14 protein-coding genes are annotated in these 15,026 nt (G+C 70.4%); 6 read left to right on the top strand and 8 right to left on the bottom strand.

The annotated features are described in order from the left end of the window. Window positions 1-25: 25 nt before the first annotated feature. The 3 genes from rsmG to mnmE all read right to left on the bottom strand — a co-directional run bounded on the left by rsmG (window position 26) and on the right by mnmE (window position 4,294). Window positions 26-676: a 16S rRNA (guanine(527)-N(7))-methyltransferase RsmG gene (gene rsmG, locus KHC27_RS01535; protein WP_213334193.1), complete on the bottom strand. Its 651-nt coding sequence runs from the start codon at window positions 674-676 to the stop codon at window positions 26-28. 57 nt (window positions 677-733) lie between these two features. After that, the gene (gene mnmG / locus KHC27_RS01530; protein WP_213334191.1) at window positions 734-2,677 is read right to left on the bottom strand and encodes a tRNA uridine-5-carboxymethylaminomethyl(34) synthesis enzyme MnmG; all 1,944 of its coding nucleotides are present in this window, start codon (window positions 2,675-2,677) and stop codon (window positions 734-736) included. A gap of 228 nt (window positions 2,678-2,905) precedes the next feature. Beyond that, on the bottom strand, window positions 2,906-4,294 hold the full coding sequence (gene mnmE / locus KHC27_RS01525; RefSeq protein WP_213334189.1) for a tRNA uridine-5-carboxymethylaminomethyl(34) synthesis GTPase MnmE: 1,389 nt from the start codon (window positions 4,292-4,294) through the stop codon (window positions 2,906-2,908). 139 nt (window positions 4,295-4,433) lie between these two features. On the opposite strand from mnmE, the gene KHC27_RS01520 reads away from it, so the two are divergent. After that, a complete protein-coding gene (locus KHC27_RS01520) occupies window positions 4,434-6,452 on the top strand; it encodes a thioredoxin domain-containing protein (protein WP_343210804.1) in 2,019 nt (672 codons plus the stop codon). A gap of 452 nt (window positions 6,453-6,904) precedes the next feature. Here the strand turns inward: KHC27_RS01520 and KHC27_RS01515 are convergent, their stop codons facing one another. The 4 genes from KHC27_RS01515 to hemE all read right to left on the bottom strand — a co-directional run bounded on the left by KHC27_RS01515 (window position 6,905) and on the right by hemE (window position 10,321). Next, window positions 6,905-7,261, bottom strand: coding sequence for a hypothetical protein (locus tag KHC27_RS01515; RefSeq protein WP_213334187.1), 357 nt, complete (start codon window positions 7,259-7,261; stop codon window positions 6,905-6,907). A 13-nt stretch (window positions 7,262-7,274) separates the two neighbouring features. Beyond that, window positions 7,275-8,540 carry a transcription termination factor Rho gene (rho, locus tag KHC27_RS01510; RefSeq protein WP_213334184.1) on the bottom strand — a complete coding sequence of 422 codons (1,266 nt, stop codon included), beginning with the start codon at window positions 8,538-8,540 and terminating at the stop codon, window positions 7,275-7,277. A gap of 227 nt (window positions 8,541-8,767) precedes the next feature. Further along, window positions 8,768-9,193, bottom strand: a complete 426-nt coding sequence (gene hemJ / locus KHC27_RS01505) for a protoporphyrinogen oxidase HemJ (protein ID WP_213334181.1) — start codon at window positions 9,191-9,193, stop codon at window positions 8,768-8,770. 75 nt (window positions 9,194-9,268) lie between these two features. Beyond that, window positions 9,269-10,321, bottom strand: a complete 1,053-nt coding sequence (gene hemE, locus KHC27_RS01500) for a uroporphyrinogen decarboxylase (protein WP_213334178.1) — start codon at window positions 10,319-10,321, stop codon at window positions 9,269-9,271. A gap of 311 nt (window positions 10,322-10,632) precedes the next feature. On the opposite strand from hemE, the gene KHC27_RS01495 reads away from it, so the two are divergent. From KHC27_RS01495 to dnaQ, 5 genes are read left to right on the top strand one after another with little or no spacing between them, the layout of a single operon-like run. Further along, window positions 10,633-11,487 (top strand): pyruvate, water dikinase regulatory protein, encoded by an 855-nt coding sequence (locus tag KHC27_RS01495; RefSeq protein WP_213334174.1) that lies wholly within the window; start codon window positions 10,633-10,635, stop codon window positions 11,485-11,487. Beyond that, a complete protein-coding gene (locus tag KHC27_RS01490; RefSeq protein WP_213334172.1) occupies window positions 11,487-12,113 on the top strand; it encodes a Maf family protein in 627 nt (208 codons plus the stop codon). Before KHC27_RS01495 ends, KHC27_RS01490 begins: the two co-directional genes overlap by 1 nt. After that, window positions 12,110-12,955 carry a shikimate dehydrogenase gene (locus KHC27_RS01485; protein WP_213334170.1) on the top strand — a complete coding sequence of 282 codons (846 nt, stop codon included), beginning with the start codon at window positions 12,110-12,112 and terminating at the stop codon, window positions 12,953-12,955. Before KHC27_RS01490 ends, KHC27_RS01485 begins: the two co-directional genes overlap by 4 nt. Continuing rightward, window positions 12,952-13,563, top strand: a complete 612-nt coding sequence (gene coaE, locus KHC27_RS01480; protein WP_213334168.1) for a dephospho-CoA kinase — start codon at window positions 12,952-12,954, stop codon at window positions 13,561-13,563. The genes KHC27_RS01485 and coaE overlap by 4 nt, the downstream gene beginning before the upstream one ends. 8 nt (window positions 13,564-13,571) lie before the next feature. Then, window positions 13,572-14,285 (top strand): DNA polymerase III subunit epsilon, encoded by a 714-nt coding sequence (gene dnaQ, locus KHC27_RS01475; RefSeq protein WP_213334166.1) that lies wholly within the window; start codon window positions 13,572-13,574, stop codon window positions 14,283-14,285. A gap of 43 nt (window positions 14,286-14,328) precedes the next feature. Here dnaQ and secB read toward each other — a convergent pair whose 3' ends face one another. Beyond that, window positions 14,329-14,793, bottom strand: a complete 465-nt coding sequence (gene secB, locus KHC27_RS01470; RefSeq protein WP_213334164.1) for a protein-export chaperone SecB — start codon at window positions 14,791-14,793, stop codon at window positions 14,329-14,331. Window positions 14,794-15,026: the final 233 nt, after the last annotated feature.

The raw sequence follows: 15,026 nt of genomic DNA, 5'->3' as shown, positions 1-15,026 counted from the left end.
TCGACCCTGATGAAGCAGTGATGGCTCAGCCTCGCGGCTCGGCCCGCTCGACGATCAGGACCCGCCCGTCCCGGTGGGTGCGGCTGGTCACGGTCGAGGCCTGAATCTTCCAAGATTTAGAGGCCTCGGTCAATTCGTTATCAACATCTTGTCCCTTCAGGAACAGGCCGCGCGCGCCCTGCGCAAGGAAGGGCGCGGCGAGGTCGAGCAGTTTCGGCAGCGGCGCAAGCGCGCGGGCGGAGACGACCTCGACTCCCGCCGCGATGCGCGGCGCCGCCTGCTCGATCCGCATCGGCACCACCGTCACCGGCAGATCGGCGACCCGGGCCGCCTCACGCAGGAAGGCGGCCTTGCGGGTGTCGCTCTCGACCAGGACGATGTCGACATTCTCCCGCTCCGCCAGAGCCGCCGCCACCACCAGCCCGGGAAAGCCGCCGCCGGAGCCGAGATCGACCCAGCGCGAGACCTCTCCCGCCAGCGGCACCAGCTGCAGCGAATCGGCGACATGGCGGGTCCACACCTCCGGCAGCGTCGCCGGCGCCACCAGATTGATGGTCTTCTGCCACTTCAGCAGCAGGGCGACGATGGCGTCCAGCCGCTCTTCCGTTTCACGTGAAACAGGACAGAGGGCAAGAGCCTCGCGACGGTCGGCGGTCGAATCGGGAGCGGCGGTCATGCCGTGTTATAGCGCCACCCGCGCCGGACGGCGACCCTCGCCGAGCGGGACCGGAGGTCAACCGGCCGCCTTGCGGGCATGCGCCGCCAGAAGCGCCAGTGCCGCCGGGGTCATGCCGTCGATCCGCCCGGCCTGGCCAATGGTACGGGGCCGAATCGACTCCAGCTTGGCCTTGATCTCGTTGGAGAGCCCGGCAAGGCCGCGATAGTCCAGCGCCGCCGGCAGCTCGGCCGCTTCGTCGCGGCGGAACCGGGCGATGTCGGCGGCCTGGCGGTCGAGATAGACCGCGTATTTGGCGTCGATCTCGACCTGTTCGCCGATGGCCGGGGCAATGCCGGCGGTTTCCTCCGGCCAGATCCGGGTGAGGGTGGCCCAGTCCACGTCGGGATAGGCGAGGAGGCCGAAGCCGGTGCGGCGGTGGCCATCCTGATTCAAAACGAGTCCGTAACGCTCCGCCTCCTTCGGCGTCAGCGCCACGGAATCGGCAAAGCGCCGGGCGGATTGAAGCGCTGCCTGCTTGGCGCCGAAGGCGGCCGCCCGCGCCGCGCCGACGCAGCCCAGCGCGATGCCCCGCGCGGTCAGCCGCTGGTCGGCATTGTCCGCCCGCAGCGACAGCCGGTATTCCGCCCGCGAGGTGAACATGCGGTAGGGTTCGCTGACGCCGCGGGTCACGAGGTCGTCGATCATCACGCCGATATAGGCCTCGGCGCGGTCGAAGGTGACGCCGGCGGCACCGCCCGCCCGCCGCGCCGCGTTCAGCCCGGCGACCAGCCCCTGCGCCGCCGCCTCCTCATAGCCGGTGGTGCCGTTGATCTGGCCAGCGAGGAAAAGGCCGCCGACGCGGCGCGCCTCCAGCGTCGGCTCCAGCTCGCGGGGGTCGACATGGTCATATTCGATGGCATAGCCCGGCCGCAGCATCGTGACCCGCTCAAGGCCGGGAATGGTGCGCAGCAGGGCGATCTGGGCGTCTTCCGGCAGCGAGGTGGAGATGCCGTTGGGATAGACCGTGGGGTCGTCCAACCCCTCCGGTTCGAGGAAGATCTGGTGGCCGTCGCGCTCGCCGAAACGGACGATCTTGTCCTCGATGGAGGGGCAATAGCGCGGGCCGACACTGGTGATCGAGCCGGAATACATCGCCGAACGCGCGAGATTGGCCCGGATCACCTCATGCGTCGCCGGAGTGGTGCGGGTGATGCCGCAGGCGATCTGCGGTGTCACGATCCGCTCGGTCAGGGTGGAGAAGGGCTCCGGCGGTGTGTCGCCGGGCTGCATCTCCAGCGCTCCCCAGTCGATGGTGCGGCCATCGAGCCGCGGCGGCGTGCCGGTCTTCAGCCGGCCCACGGCGAGGCCGAGCCGGCGCAGCGTCGCCGACAGGCCGAGCGCTGGCTTCTCGCCCATGCGCCCGGCCGGCACACGGCGGTCGCCAATATGGATAAGCCCGGTGAGGAAGGTGCCGGTGGTGAGAACCACCGCGCCGCAGCCGAGCACGCTTCCATCCGCCAGCACCACGCCGGTGACGGCGGCCGGGCCCGGGCCGGGCGCGAGCTGGAGATCGTCCACCTCGGCTTCGACGACCGATAGGTTCGGCACCGAATCGATCGCCGCGCGGGTGGCGGCGGCGTAGAGCGCGCGGTCGGCCTGCGCCCGCGGGCCGCGCACCGCCGGCCCCTTGCGCCGGTTCAGCACCCGGAACTGGATGCCCGCGGCGTCGGCAAGCCGCCCCATCAGCCCGTCGAGCGCATCGACCTCGCGGACCAGATGGCCCTTGCCGAGGCCGCCAATGGCGGGGTTGCAGGACATGGCGCCGAGCGTGGCGCGCGCATGCGTCACCAGCGCGGTGCGGGCGCCGAGCCGTGCGGACGCGGCGGCAGCCTCGACACCGGCGTGGCCGCCGCCGACGATGATGACGTCAAACCGGCCGTGCACGGCCGTGCCGGCGGGTTGCCGGGCGTCAGCCTCCGGCGGCGCCGGAGAAGGGGAAGGTGCGAGGGAATGGGTCATGCCCTCTGGAAACCGGTTTTGCCGGCGGGCGTCAAGCGGCAAGCCACGGTGGCGGCGTTGCAGCGGCGGAAGACCGATTGGACCGGAAGCGAATCGGTTCGCGTGATTCACGTGAAACACGGGGGTGGGGCCAGCCGGCGGCGCCCGCGGCGCCGCGCCGCGCGCCGCTTCACGTGAAACCAGGGACGCCGCGAGTGCGCCCGGCGGATGGCTTACCTGCCGGCCCGCTCATTTGCCCACGCAGAATTCCCGGAACACCACATCCAGCAGATCCTCGACGCCGATACGGCCGGTGATCCGCCCCAGCGCCGCGGCGGCGAGGCGCAGCTCCTCCGCCAGCAATTCGTCCTCCAGCGTGTCCCAGTTATCCAGCACGGTACCGAGCCGGTCCGCCACCTCCTGTGCCGCGGCGCGGTGGCGGGCGCGGAGGAGGGCTGGATGCTCGCCCGCCGCATCCACCCGCCCCGCCAGCCAGCGCGACAGCGCGGCGGCGAGAGCCTCCAGTCCCAGCCCGGTGCGGGCCGAGAGCGGCAGCACCGCCGCCGCCCAGTCCGGCGGCGCGGTCGCAGAAGGGCCGGGCACCGGCTCGGCACGGTCCGCCTTGTTCGCCAGCAGCCAGAGCGGCGCGCCCCGGGCGCGGGCGATGTCCGGCGCCTCTGCCGGAGCCGGGCCGGCGGCGGCGTCGTGCACCCACAGCACGAGATCGGCCGCGGCGATGCGGGCGCGGGCGCGGCGGATGCCCTCGGCCTCGACCTTGCCGGCGCCCGCCTCCCTCAGGCCGGCGGTGTCGATCAGCACGGCCTTGTGGCCGCCGAGATCGAGCGCGACCTCCAGCAGGTCCCGCGTGGTGCCGGGTTCGTCCGAGACGATGGCGATGTCCCGGGCGGCCAGCGCGTTGAGAAGCGAGGACTTGCCGGCATTGGGCAGGCCGGCGATGGCGATGTGGGCGCCCTCGCGCACCAGCTCGCCACGGCGGTCGGCCAGCGCTGTCGAGAGTTCGGCCGCCAGCGCCTCGATATCCGGCCGGGCCGCGGCGCGGGCATCGCGCGGGATGTCCTCCTCCTCGGCGAAATCGATGCCGGCCTCCACCAGCGCCATCGCCCGCACCAGCCGGCGGCGCCAGTCGTCGACCCGGGCGCCGAGATGGCCGAAGGCGTGGGCGAGGGCGAGGCGGCGCTGGCCCTCGGTCTCCGCCGCCAGCAGGTCGGCGAGGCCCTCCACGGCGGCAAGGTCCATCCGGCCGTTGAGAAAGGCGCGGCGGGTGAACTCGCCGGGGCCCGCGGGGCGCAGGCCGGGCAACCGCCACAGCGCCTCCAGCACCGCGGCGACGACCGCCCGGCCGCCATGGAGCTGAAGCTCCGCCATGTCCTCGCCGGTCGCGCTGCGGGGGGCGGGAAACCACAGCACCAGCGCCTGGTCGAGCCGGTCGCCGGCGGCGTCGCGCAGCGTCGCCAGCGTTGCCCGGCGCGGCTCCGGCAGCCGGCCCGCCAGCGCCGTCAGCGCCGCCCCGGCGTCAGGCCCGGAGAGCCGGATGACCGCCACCGCCGCCCGGCCCGGCGCGGTCGAGACCGCGGCGATGGTGCCTTCCTCGCCGCCCGCCGGCTCGCCGGAACCCATCGCCGCACCCGGCTCCTGCCGGCTTTCCCGCTGTCGTTCCACGCGCTACGCCCTATGTTCGAGACCGACCCATGCCCGCTCTTCCGCCCCCGCGGCCCCGGCGCCGCGGCCTTCCGGCGACAGACAGAGGACGCCCGACGTGACGAACCGCCTCGCCGACGCCACCAGCCCCTATCTCCTCCAGCACAAGGACAACCCGGTGGACTGGTGGCAATGGGGCCCGGCCGCCCTCGCCGAAGCCCGCGCCAGCAACCGGCCGATCCTGCTGTCCATCGGCTATGCCGCCTGCCACTGGTGCCATGTCATGGCCCATGAGAGCTTCGAGGACCCCGCGACGGCGGCGGTGATGAACGAGCTGTTCGTGAACATCAAGGTCGATCGCGAGGAACGGCCCGATATCGACCAGATCTACATGTCGGCGCTGCAGCAGCTCGGCGCGCAGGGCGGCTGGCCGCTGACCATGTTCCTCGGCCCGGACGGCGCGCCATTCTGGGGCGGCACCTATTTCCCGAAGGAGGCGAAATACGGCCAGCCCGCCTTCACCGACGTGCTGCGCACCATGGCCGGCGCCTACGCCTCGGGCGATCCCCGCATCGCCGGCAACCGCGAGGCGCTGCTGCACCGGCTGCGGGAGAAGGCGCGGCCGGCGGGGCAGGTGAGCATCGGCCTGAACGAGCTGGACGATGTCGCGACCCGCATCCTCGGCATCATGGACCCGCAGAATGGCGGGGTGCAGGGCGCGCCGAAATTCCCCAACACGCCGTTCCTGGAGCTGCTGTGGCGGGCCTGGGAGCGCACCGGGCGCGAGCGCTTCCGCGACGCCGCGCTGCACGCGCTCGACACGATGAGCGAGGGCGGCATCTATGACCATGTCGGCGGCGGCTATTCCCGCTATTCCGTCGACGAGCGCTGGCTGGTGCCGCATTTCGAGAAGATGCTCTACGACAACGCCCAGCTGCTCGAGCTGCTGGCGCTCGCCGCTAACGAGACCTTCCACCCGCTGTTCCGCACCCGCGCCGAGGAGACGGTGGGCTGGCTGCTGCGGGAGATGGTGACGCCGGAAGGCGCCTTCGCCGCCAGCCTCGACGCCGATTCGGAAGGCCACGAGGGCAGGTTCTATGTCTGGACGCTGAAGGAGCTGCTGGCGGCGCTCGGCGCGGCGGACGCCGAGTTCTTCGCCCGGCACTACGACATCACCCCGTTCGGCAACTGGGAGGGGGTTTCGATCCCGAATCGGTTGAAGGCGATGGAGCGCTCCGGCGCCGACGAGGTACGCCTCGCCGTGCTGCGCGACCGGCTGCTGGCGGTGCGGGAGAGCCGGGTGCGGCCGGGCCGGGACGACAAGGTCCTCGCCGACTGGAACGGGCTGATGATCGCGGCGCTGGCCGAGGCGGCGCTGCGGCTCGACCGCCCGGAATGGCTCGATCCCGCGGCACGGGCCTTTCATTTCATCGCCGAATCGATGACGCGCGGCGACCGGCTCGGCCACAGCTACCGCGACGGCCGGCTGGTGCTGCCCGGCCTGTCGGCGGACTATGCCGCGATGTCCCGCGCGGCGCTGGCGCTGCACAAGGCCACCGGCGAGGAGGCCTATCTCCGCCGCGCCATCGGCTGGATGGACGCGCTCGATGCCCATCACCGCCATGAGGATGGCGGCTACTACATGACCGCCGACGACGCCGAGGGCCTGATCCTGCGGCCGGACGCGACGGTCGACGACGCGGTCACCAACCCCAACGCGCTCGCCGCGCGCAACCTCGCCCGCCTCCACGCCGTCACCGGCGAGGCCCGCTGGCTGGAACGACTTGACCGGCTGATGGCCGGCCTGCTGCCGCGCGCGGCGCCGCAGCTCTACAGCCATGCCGGCCTGCTCAACGCGCTCGACACCCGGCTGCGGGCGCCGGAGATCGTCGTCGTCGGCACCGGCGAGGTCGCCGACGCGCTGTGGCAGGCCGCCGCGCGGCTGCCCCGGCTCGACATCGCGCTGACCCGGGTGAGCGCGGCCGAGGATCTCGCCGAGGATCACCCGGCGCGGGAGAAGGCGCGGGCGAGCACGCAGGCCGCCGCCTTCGTCTGCGCGGGGCAGGTGTGCTCGCTGCCTGTCACGGACCCGAATCAATTGGCGAAGGCCGTTCCCCAGCGTGGCGCCACAGGCTGAGGGCGAGGGGCCGGGCTCGCCCTTCCGGGCAGGGCGGCGGCCGGCGGGGATAGGCGCCCTCGCGCGACGGTCGCCGGCCATCGCTACCGCCTGAAGGCGGCGCCGGCTTTCGGCCGGCGGGCTCCGCCCCGGCGTGTCGGCGGGTTTGTGAGCAGGCTGTGGACAAGCTGGGGGTGAAATCCGCCAGGACCCTGCAAATGGGCAGAAATGCCCGCTGGCCGTACTTTGCCCTTTGACGATGTGGAGATCGGATCGACCCGCGATCGGCCGCCACGAGTCATTTATGGGGACGGCCGTTTCGCGGGCGAAACCGTCATTTTATCGCGCACTGGTTGCAGACTCTTCACAATGTCCGGGACCAGCCTTCCGCCTGCATCACGCCGGCAGCAGCGGACGACGCGGCACGGCGGGAAGGCCGGCGGCTCCGTCTGCGTTCGGCTGTGGACGCGCCGTCACGACCAGCCGCGATAGCGCAGGTCGGCGAACATCAGCGGCACCACCACCGCCACCGCGCAGCACAGATCGAGCTGGAAGACATAGCCGGCGCCAAGCTCGGCGCGGACGGCGTCGGCCACCGCGGGGTCGGCGAGGGGGGCGATCAGCCCGGCCACCAGCAGCGCCACCGGCAGCCAGAGCGCGAGGGGCAGCCACCAGCGCCGATACGCCATCACCCAGCTCCAGGCGATGACGAGCAGCAGGCCGAGCCAGAGCACGCTGGAGGGCGGCTCCCGCTCGGCCACGCCGGCGCTGGCGGGAAGAACCGGCAGGAGCCACGCGAGGAGGATCAGAACCAGCCGCCGCGCGCCCATGCCCCGCTCCCCGTCAGGTGTTCATGGAATCGAAGAAGTCGGCGTTGGTCTTGGTCTGGCGCAGCTTGTCCATCAGGAACTCGATGGCGTCGACCGTGCCCATCGGGTTGAGGATGCGGCGCAGCACGTACATCTTCTTGAGCACGTCGGCGGGAACCAGCAGCTCTTCCTTGCGGGTGCCGGAGCGGGTGATGTCGATCGCCGGGAAGACGCGCTTGTCCGACACCTTGCGGTCGAGGATGACCTCGGAATTGCCGGTGCCCTTGAACTCCTCGAAGATCACCTCGTCCATGCGCGAGCCGGTCTCGATCAGCGCGGTGGCGATGATGGTGAGCGAGCCGCCTTCCTCGATGTTGCGGGCGGCGCCGAAGAAGCGCTTGGGCCGCTGCAGGGCGTTGGCGTCGACACCGCCGGTGAGCACCTTGCCGGAGGACGGCACCACCGTGTTGTAGGCGCGGCCGAGGCGGGTGATGGAATCCAGCAGGATGACGACGTCGCGCTTGTGCTCGACCAGGCGCTTGGCCTTCTCGATCACCATTTCCGCCACCTGGACGTGGCGGGCGGCGGGTTCGTCGAAGGTGGAGGAGATGACCTCGCCCTTCACCGAGCGCTGCATGTCGGTGACTTCCTCCGGCCGCTCGTCGATCAGCAGCACGATGAGGTAGCAGTCGGGGTGATTCGTGGTGATGGACTGCGCGATGTTCTGCAGCAGCACGGTCTTGCCGGTGCGGGGCGGGGCGACGATCAGCGCGCGCTGGCCCTTGCCGATCGGCGAGACCACGTCGATGACCCGGGCGGAGAAGTCTTTCCGCGTGGGATCCTCGATCTCCAGCTTGAAGCGCTCGTCGGGGTAGAGCGGGGTCAGGTTGTCGAAGTTGATCTTGTGCCGGATCTTGTCCGGGTCTTCGAAATTGATGGTGTTGACCTTGAGCAGGGCAAAATAGCGCTCGCCATCCTTGGGCGAGCGGATCTGGCCCTCCACCGTGTCGCCGGTGCGCAGGCCGAAACGGCGGATCTGCGAGGGCGAGACGTAGATGTCGTCGGGGCCGGGCAGATAATTGGCGTCCGGCGAGCGCAGGAAGCCGAAGCCGTCCGACAGGATTTCCACCACGCCTTCACCGATGATGTCGGTGTCGCGGGCGGCGAGCTGTTTCAGGATGGCGAACATCAGCTCCTGCTTGCGCAGCGTGCTGGCGTTCTCGACTTCGAGCTCTTCGGCGAACACGAGGAGTTCGGCCGGATTCTTGGACTTGAGGTCCTGGAGCTTCATTTCCCCCATGGGAAAAGGCCTCGGAAGTTGGACAGGCCCGGAGCAGATGGCGGTCCGGGCTGAAGGGCAGGGAGGCGCTGGTCTGTGGAACGAAACGGGGAAGGCCGGTTCCGGATCCGACGCATTGCCGTCCTCGGGGAAGGAGGGCGGAAGAGACGCGTGCGTCAGCCAGCTTTGTGGAAAGCACTGCCACCATAGGCAAGCCGGCGATTCCCCGCAAGCCCGGTTTCGGCTTTTCAGAACGGCTTGACGATCACCAGGATCACGATGCCGATCATCAGAACGGTCGGCACCTCGTTGGCGATGCGGTAGAACCGGGCGCTGCGGGTGTTGGCGTCGCGGGCGAACTGGCCGACCCACATGGCGAGCTGGCCATGCATCGCGCTCATCGCCAGCACCAGGACGAGTTTCACGTGAAGCCAGCCGCTGGCGAACCAGCCGCCCTGCCAGGCCAGGGCGATGCCCGCCACCCAGCTCACCACCATGGCCGGGGTGGCGATCGCACGGAGCAGCCGCCGCTCCATCACCTTGAACGTCTCGGATTGCGGGGAACCCGCCGGCGCGGCGCAGTGATAGACCATCAGCCGGGGCAGATAGAGCATCGCCGCCATCCAGGAGATGATGGCGATGACATGCAGCGCCTTGATCCACTCATAGGCCATCCCGGTTCCTCCCTTAGAGCCTGCGCAGGCCCCGGCCGGCGCGCGCGCCACGGCCGGGCCGGAGCGGCGGCGGCCTCAGCCGCGCAGCCGCTTCAGCATGTGCTCGACATGGGCGATCGGCGTTTCCGGCCGGATGCCATGGCCGAGATTGAAGATGTGCGACGCGCCGCGGAAATCGGCCATCAGCGCGTCGATGCCCTCGTCCAGCGCCCGGCCGCCGGCGATCAGCCGCAGCGGGTCGAGGTTGCCCTGCAGGGCGCAGCGCCCGCCAAGGGCGGCACGCACCCCGCGGCGGTCGGCGGTCCAGTCGAGCCCCACCGCGTCGACCCCGGTGGCGAGCGCCAGCTCGGTGAGCCCGGCGAGAGACGCCCCCTTCGGGAAGGCGATGATCTTCGCGCCGGGAATGGCCGCACGCACCGCACGCACCATCCTCCCGATCGGCCTGATCGTCCACCGCCGGAACTGCTCGGGATCGAGCACGCCGGACCAGCTGTCGAAGATCTGCACCGCGTCCGCCCCGGCCCGGAGCTGGGCGATGAGATAGGCGCTGGAGGTCTCAACCAGCCGGTCGATCAGGGCCTCGAGGAAGGCGGGATCGCGGAAGGCGGCCAGCCGTGCCGGCATCTGGTCGTCGGTGCCGCGGCCCGCCACCATGTAGGTCGCCACCGTCCAGGGTGCGCCGCAGAAGCCGAGAAGCGCGACATCGCGCGGAAGCTGGGCCCGGATGGCGGAAACCGCCTCGCAGACCTTGCCGATCCGGGCGGGATCGAGGGTTTCGCGAAGGCCGGCAAGGTCGGCGGCCGAGGTCACGGTGGAGAGGCGCGGACCCTCGCCCGGCTCGAAGCGCAGGTCGCAGCCGAGCGCGTGGGGCACCACCAGAATGTCGGAAAACAGGATCGCCGCATCGAATCCGAAGCGGCGGATCGGCTGGAGCGTCACCTCGGTGGCGAATTCCGGGGTGTAGCACAGGGTCAGGAAGTCGCCCGCCTTCTCCCGCAAAGCCCGGTATTCCGGGAGATAGCGGCCGGCCTGCCGCATCATCCAGACCGGAACCCGGGCCGGCACCCGGCCGGTGAGTGCCTGGAGCAGCGTGCTCGTCCCCGAACGATCTTCCACTGCCCCATTCATACTTTCTAAATCTCTTTTCTATTGAGTCTGTAGAGTCTGTGGGTGCGGATTAGCCGGGTTCCGGCGATCCGACAACCAATCCCCACGCCGCCCCGACTCCGGCCGGGCGCGTTAACGAAGAATTAACGAGTGTGGCCGGACCCTTGGCAAGGGTGCGACGAGTTATCCTCGATTCCCAGAGCCTGCCTCCTTCCATCTTCCACAGCGGACACCCCTGTGGACGGAATCCGGCGCCATCCCCAGGGCACCCTTGCCAGACCCCGCAGGGCATGGCTTTTTCGACAGGCCATGCACAGGGCTGGGGATAACACGTGACCGAGCCTGTCCCGTCGTCCGAGAGCTACTTCCATCTCCACCTCGTCTCCGACTCCACGGGCGAGACGCTGATCAGCGTCGGGCGCGCCGCGGCGGCGCAGTACAGCCACGCCAAGCCGATCGAGCACATCTATCCGCTGGTTCGGAACCAGAAGCAGCTCGACCGGGTGCTTACCGAGATCGAGGCGCATCCCGGCATCGTGCTCTACACCCTCACCGAGCTGGAGCTGCGCAACCGGCTGAAAACATTCTGCGCCCAGAACAGCCTGCCGGTGCTCTCCGTCCTCGCGCCGGTGGTGCGGCTGTTCCAGGCCTATCTCGGCGGCGAGCCGACGCCCCGTGTCGGCGGGCAGCATCAGCTCGACCATGAATATTTCCGCCGCATCGACGCCATGAACTTCACCGTCATGCACGACGATGGCCAGCACACCGACCGGCTGGAGGGAGCGGATGTGGTGCTGCTCGGCATTTCCCGTTCCTCCAAGACGCCGACCAGCATCTATCTCGCCAATCGCGGGATTAAGACCGCGAATATCCCGCTGGTTCCCAACGTGCCCGTCCCCCCCGGCCTTCACGGGTTGAAGCACCCGCTGGTGGTCGGGCTGGTGGCGAGTCCGGAGCGGGTGGTGGAGATCCGCCGAAACCGGCTGCTTGGGCTCAATGCGCTCCAGCCCAATGATTCCTATGTCGACCGCGAGGCGGTGGCCGAGGAGATCGCCTATTCGCGCCAGCTCTGCGCCCGCGCCGGCTGGCCGATCATCGACGTCACCCGCCGTTCCATTGAGGAAACCGCGGCGGCGATCATCGGCCTGCTCAAGGAGCACCGCCGCAAGCTGCAGGAACCCATGTGATGACCGATTCGGCCCTCGGGCTCTGGCACGGCCGGGCGCCGCTGGTGCTGGCCTCGCGCAGCGCCGCCCGCCGCGCGATGCTGGAGAGCGCGCGACTGCCCTTCGAGGTGATCCTCGCCGACATCGATGAGCGGGACGTCGAGGCACGCGGCCATGCCAACGGCTTTGGGCCGAAGCAGATCGCCCTGATGCTCGCCCGGGAAAAGAGCCTGGCCGGCGCGGCGCTGGCGCCGGGCCGGCTGGTGATCGGGGCCGACCAGACGCTCGCGCTCGGCAACGACGCCTTCCACAAGCCGGTCGACCGGGCGGCGGCGCGCGAGCAGCTCAGCCGCCTCGCCGGCCATACCCACGATCTGCATGCCGCCATCGCGGTGTCGCGCGACGGCGAGACGCTGTTTTCCACCGTCGACAGCGCTCACCTCACCATGCGCCCGCTCGACCCGGCGACGCTCGAGGCCTATCTCGACGCGGCCGGAGAGGCGGTGCTCGCCAGTGTCGGCGGCTATCAGCTCGAAGGGCTCGGCATTCACCTGTTCGAGCGGGTGGAGGGGGCGCATTCCACCATTCTGGGGATGCCGCTGCTGCCGCTGCTCGCTTTCCTGCGGCAGGAAGGAAGCCTGACGTGACCCGCCGCGCCTGCATCATCGGCCACCCCGTGGCCCATTCCCGCTCGCCGCTGGTGCATGGCTTCTGGCTGAACCAGCATGGGATCGACGGGGAATACGGCCGGCAGGACGTCGCGCTGGAAGCCATTGACGGCTTTCTCGCCGGTTTCGCCACATCGGGCTATGTCGGCGGCAACGTCACCGTGCCGCACAAGGAGGCCGCCTTCCGGGCCTGCGCCGAGCTCGATCAGGTTGCGGCGGCGCTGGGGGCGGTAAACACCCTCTGGCTGGAGGATGGCCGGCTGCACGGCGCCAACACCGACGTGCACGGCTTCCTCGCCAATCTCGACGCCGGGGCGCCGGACTGGGCGGCGGCGCTGGGCGATGCGGTCGTGCTGGGCGCCGGCGGCGCCTCGCGCGCCATTGTCCACGGCCTTCTCTCCCGGGGGATCGACCGCATCGCGGTCGCGAACCGCACGCTGTCCCGGGCGGAGGCGCTGCGCGAGCAGTTCGGCCCCCGGGTGGTGCCGGTGGCCTGGCGCGATCTCGCCGGCCGGCTGGCAGGGTGCCGGCTGCTGGTGAACACCACCTCGCTCGGCATGAAGGGCCAGCCGCCGCTCGACCTCGACCTCTCCGCGCTCTCGCCCGACGCGGTGGTGACCGACGCGGTCTATGTGCCGCTGGAAACCCCGCTGCTGCGCGCGGCCAAGGCCCGTGGGCTCGCGACCGTGGATGGGCTCGGCATGCTGCTGCACCAGGCGGTGCCGGGCTTCGAGCGCTGGTTCGGGGTCCGCCCGCAGGTCACCGCCGAATTGCGCGCGCTGGTCATCGCCGACCTCGCCGCCAAGGGCCAGCTCGCATGAGCTCGCTGCGCCCGTTCCGGCTGGGCCTGACCGGCTCCATCGGCATGGGCAAATCCACCACCGCTGGCCTTTTCCGCGAGCGGGGCGTGCCGGTGCACGATGCCGACGCGGCGGTGCACGATATCTACCGTCATGAAGGCGTCGCCGCGGTGGAGAGCGCCTTTCCCGGCGTCACCGTTGCCGGCGTGATCGACCGCACCCGGCTGGGACCGCGGGTGCTGGGCGATCCTGCCGCCATGGCGCGGCTGGAGGCCATCGTCCACCCCCTGGTTCGGGCCCGCGAGGCGCGGTTCCTTGAGGAGGCCACGCGGCAGGGCGCGGCCGTGGCGGTGCTCGACATCCCCCTGCTGTTCGAAACCGGCGCGCAGGGTCGCGTCGACGCCGTCGCCGTGGTATCGGCACCGGAGGCCGTGCAGCGCGAGCGGGTCCTCGCCCGGCCGGGCATGACAGCCGAGACCTTCGCGGCAATCCTGTCGAAGCAGATGCCGGATGCGGAAAAACGCCGGCGCGCCGATTTCGTCATCGATACCGGCGGCGGTCTCGACGTCGCCCGGGCGCAGGTGGCGGAACTGCTGGAACGCCTGGCGGCGTGCCGGGCCGGAGCCTGAGGAACCAGATGCGCGAGATCGTGCTCGATACCGAAACCACCGGCCTCGATCCGCTGCGGGGCGACCGGCTGGTCGAGATCGGCTGCGTGGAGCTGCTGAACCGGATTCCGACCGGCAGCACCTTCCACGTCTATATCAATCCCGAGCGCGACATGCCGATCGAGGCGTTCAACGTGCACGGGCTTTCCGCACAGTTCCTGTCGGACAAGCCGGTTTTCGCCAAGGTGGTGGACGAGTTCCTCGCCTTCATCGGCCAGGACCCGCTGGTGATCCACAACGCAGCCTTCGACGTTGGCTTCCTGAATGCCGAACTGGCGCGGCTGGGCCGTCCGCCCCTCACCTTCGACCGGGTGATCGACACCCTGGCGCTGGCGCGGCGGCGGCACCCCGGTTCGTCGAACCGGCTCGACGACCTCATGGCGCGCTACGGCATCGACGGCTCGCGCCGCACCAAGCACGGGGCCCTGCTCGACTCGGAGCTGCTGGCGGATGTCTATGCCGAGCTGGCGGGCGGGCGCCAGGCGGCGCTGGTGCTGATGAGCACGGAAACCGTTGCCCGCCGCGAGGAGCGCACCACGCTCGTCCCGCTGGCGCGGCCGGCGCCGCTGCCGCCCCGGCTGTCGGCGGCCGAGATCGCCGCGCACGAGGCCTTCGTGAAGACTCTTGGCGATGCGGCGATCTGGAAGGACTATCTGCCGCCCGCGCCGGACGCGCAGGCGTGAGCCGGCGGGCGATCCGCGGCCGGGATCGCCCGCCCGCGCGGGATCAGGACGCCAGGATCGAGGACGGCGGGTTCTGCGCCATGCGCTGGCGGTACAGTGTCACGAAATCGACCGGGTCGATCATCAGGGGCGGGAAGCCACCATTGCGGACGGTGTCGGCCACGATCTGGCGCGCGAACGGGAAGAGCATGCGCGGGCACTCGATCATGACGAAGGGGTGCAGCGTCTCCTCGGCGACGTTCTGAACCCGGAACAGGCCGCCATAGACCAGCTCGACCGCAAAGAGCAGCTTCTTGCTGGCCTCGGCCTTCGCCTCGATCTTGAGCTCGACCTCGAACTCGCCGTCACGCGCCGGGCGGGCATTGACGTTGATCTGGATGCCGATCTGCGGCTGGCCCGAGGGCGAGAGGGTGGCCGGCGCGCCGGGATTCTCGAAGGAGAGATCCTTGGTGTACTGCGCGACCACATGCAGGGTCGGCATGGTCACGGCGTTGGCGTCATCGGTCATCGGGAAGTCTCCGTGGTGGCCCGCCGGATGTGGGCGCAGGGGCGTCTTGGCCCGGCGCGGCAGGCCCCGGGCGGGCGTGTCGCTAACATGCCTCGCCGCCACGAACAAGGCGCGCACGGGCTCTCCGCGCCGGGCGCCGCCGCCCCCGCTCGCCGCAACGCGCCTCATGGCGCGGCGATGCCACTTGATCTAGTCTCACCGGCATAAACGACACATTCGCGAGCCGTAATGCC

Source organism: Ancylobacter lacus (assembly GCF_018390635.1).
GTDB lineage: Bacteria > Pseudomonadota > Alphaproteobacteria > Rhizobiales > Xanthobacteraceae > Ancylobacter > Ancylobacter lacus.
This window is presented reverse-complemented; position numbering and strand designations above follow the sequence as displayed.

Bases quoted from the DNA above. Each gene is read 5' to 3' on its own strand.
- rsmG (WP_213334193.1), bottom strand. From the start codon at position 676: ATGACCGCCGCTCCCGATTCGACCGCCGACCGTCGCGAGGCTCTTGCC.
- mnmG (WP_213334191.1), bottom strand. From the start codon at position 2,677: ATGACCCATTCCCTCGCACCTTCCCCTTCTCCGGCGCCGCCGGAGGCT.
- mnmE (WP_213334189.1), bottom strand. From the start codon at position 4,294: ATGGGTTCCGGCGAGCCGGCGGGCGGCGAGGAAGGCACCATCGCCGCG.
- KHC27_RS01515 (WP_213334187.1), bottom strand. From the start codon at position 7,261: ATGGGCGCGCGGCGGCTGGTTCTGATCCTCCTCGCGTGGCTCCTGCCG.
- rho (WP_213334184.1), bottom strand. From the start codon at position 8,540: ATGGGGGAAATGAAGCTCCAGGACCTCAAGTCCAAGAATCCGGCCGAA.
- hemJ (WP_213334181.1), bottom strand. From the start codon at position 9,193: ATGGCCTATGAGTGGATCAAGGCGCTGCATGTCATCGCCATCATCTCC.
- hemE (WP_213334178.1), bottom strand. From the start codon at position 10,321: ATGAATGGGGCAGTGGAAGATCGTTCGGGGACGAGCACGCTGCTCCAG.
- KHC27_RS01490 (WP_213334172.1), top strand. From the start codon at position 11,487: ATGACCGATTCGGCCCTCGGGCTCTGGCACGGCCGGGCGCCGCTGGTG.
- coaE (WP_213334168.1), top strand. From the start codon at position 12,952: ATGAGCTCGCTGCGCCCGTTCCGGCTGGGCCTGACCGGCTCCATCGGC.
- dnaQ (WP_213334166.1), top strand. From the start codon at position 13,572: ATGCGCGAGATCGTGCTCGATACCGAAACCACCGGCCTCGATCCGCTG.
- secB (WP_213334164.1), bottom strand. From the start codon at position 14,793: ATGACCGATGACGCCAACGCCGTGACCATGCCGACCCTGCATGTGGTC.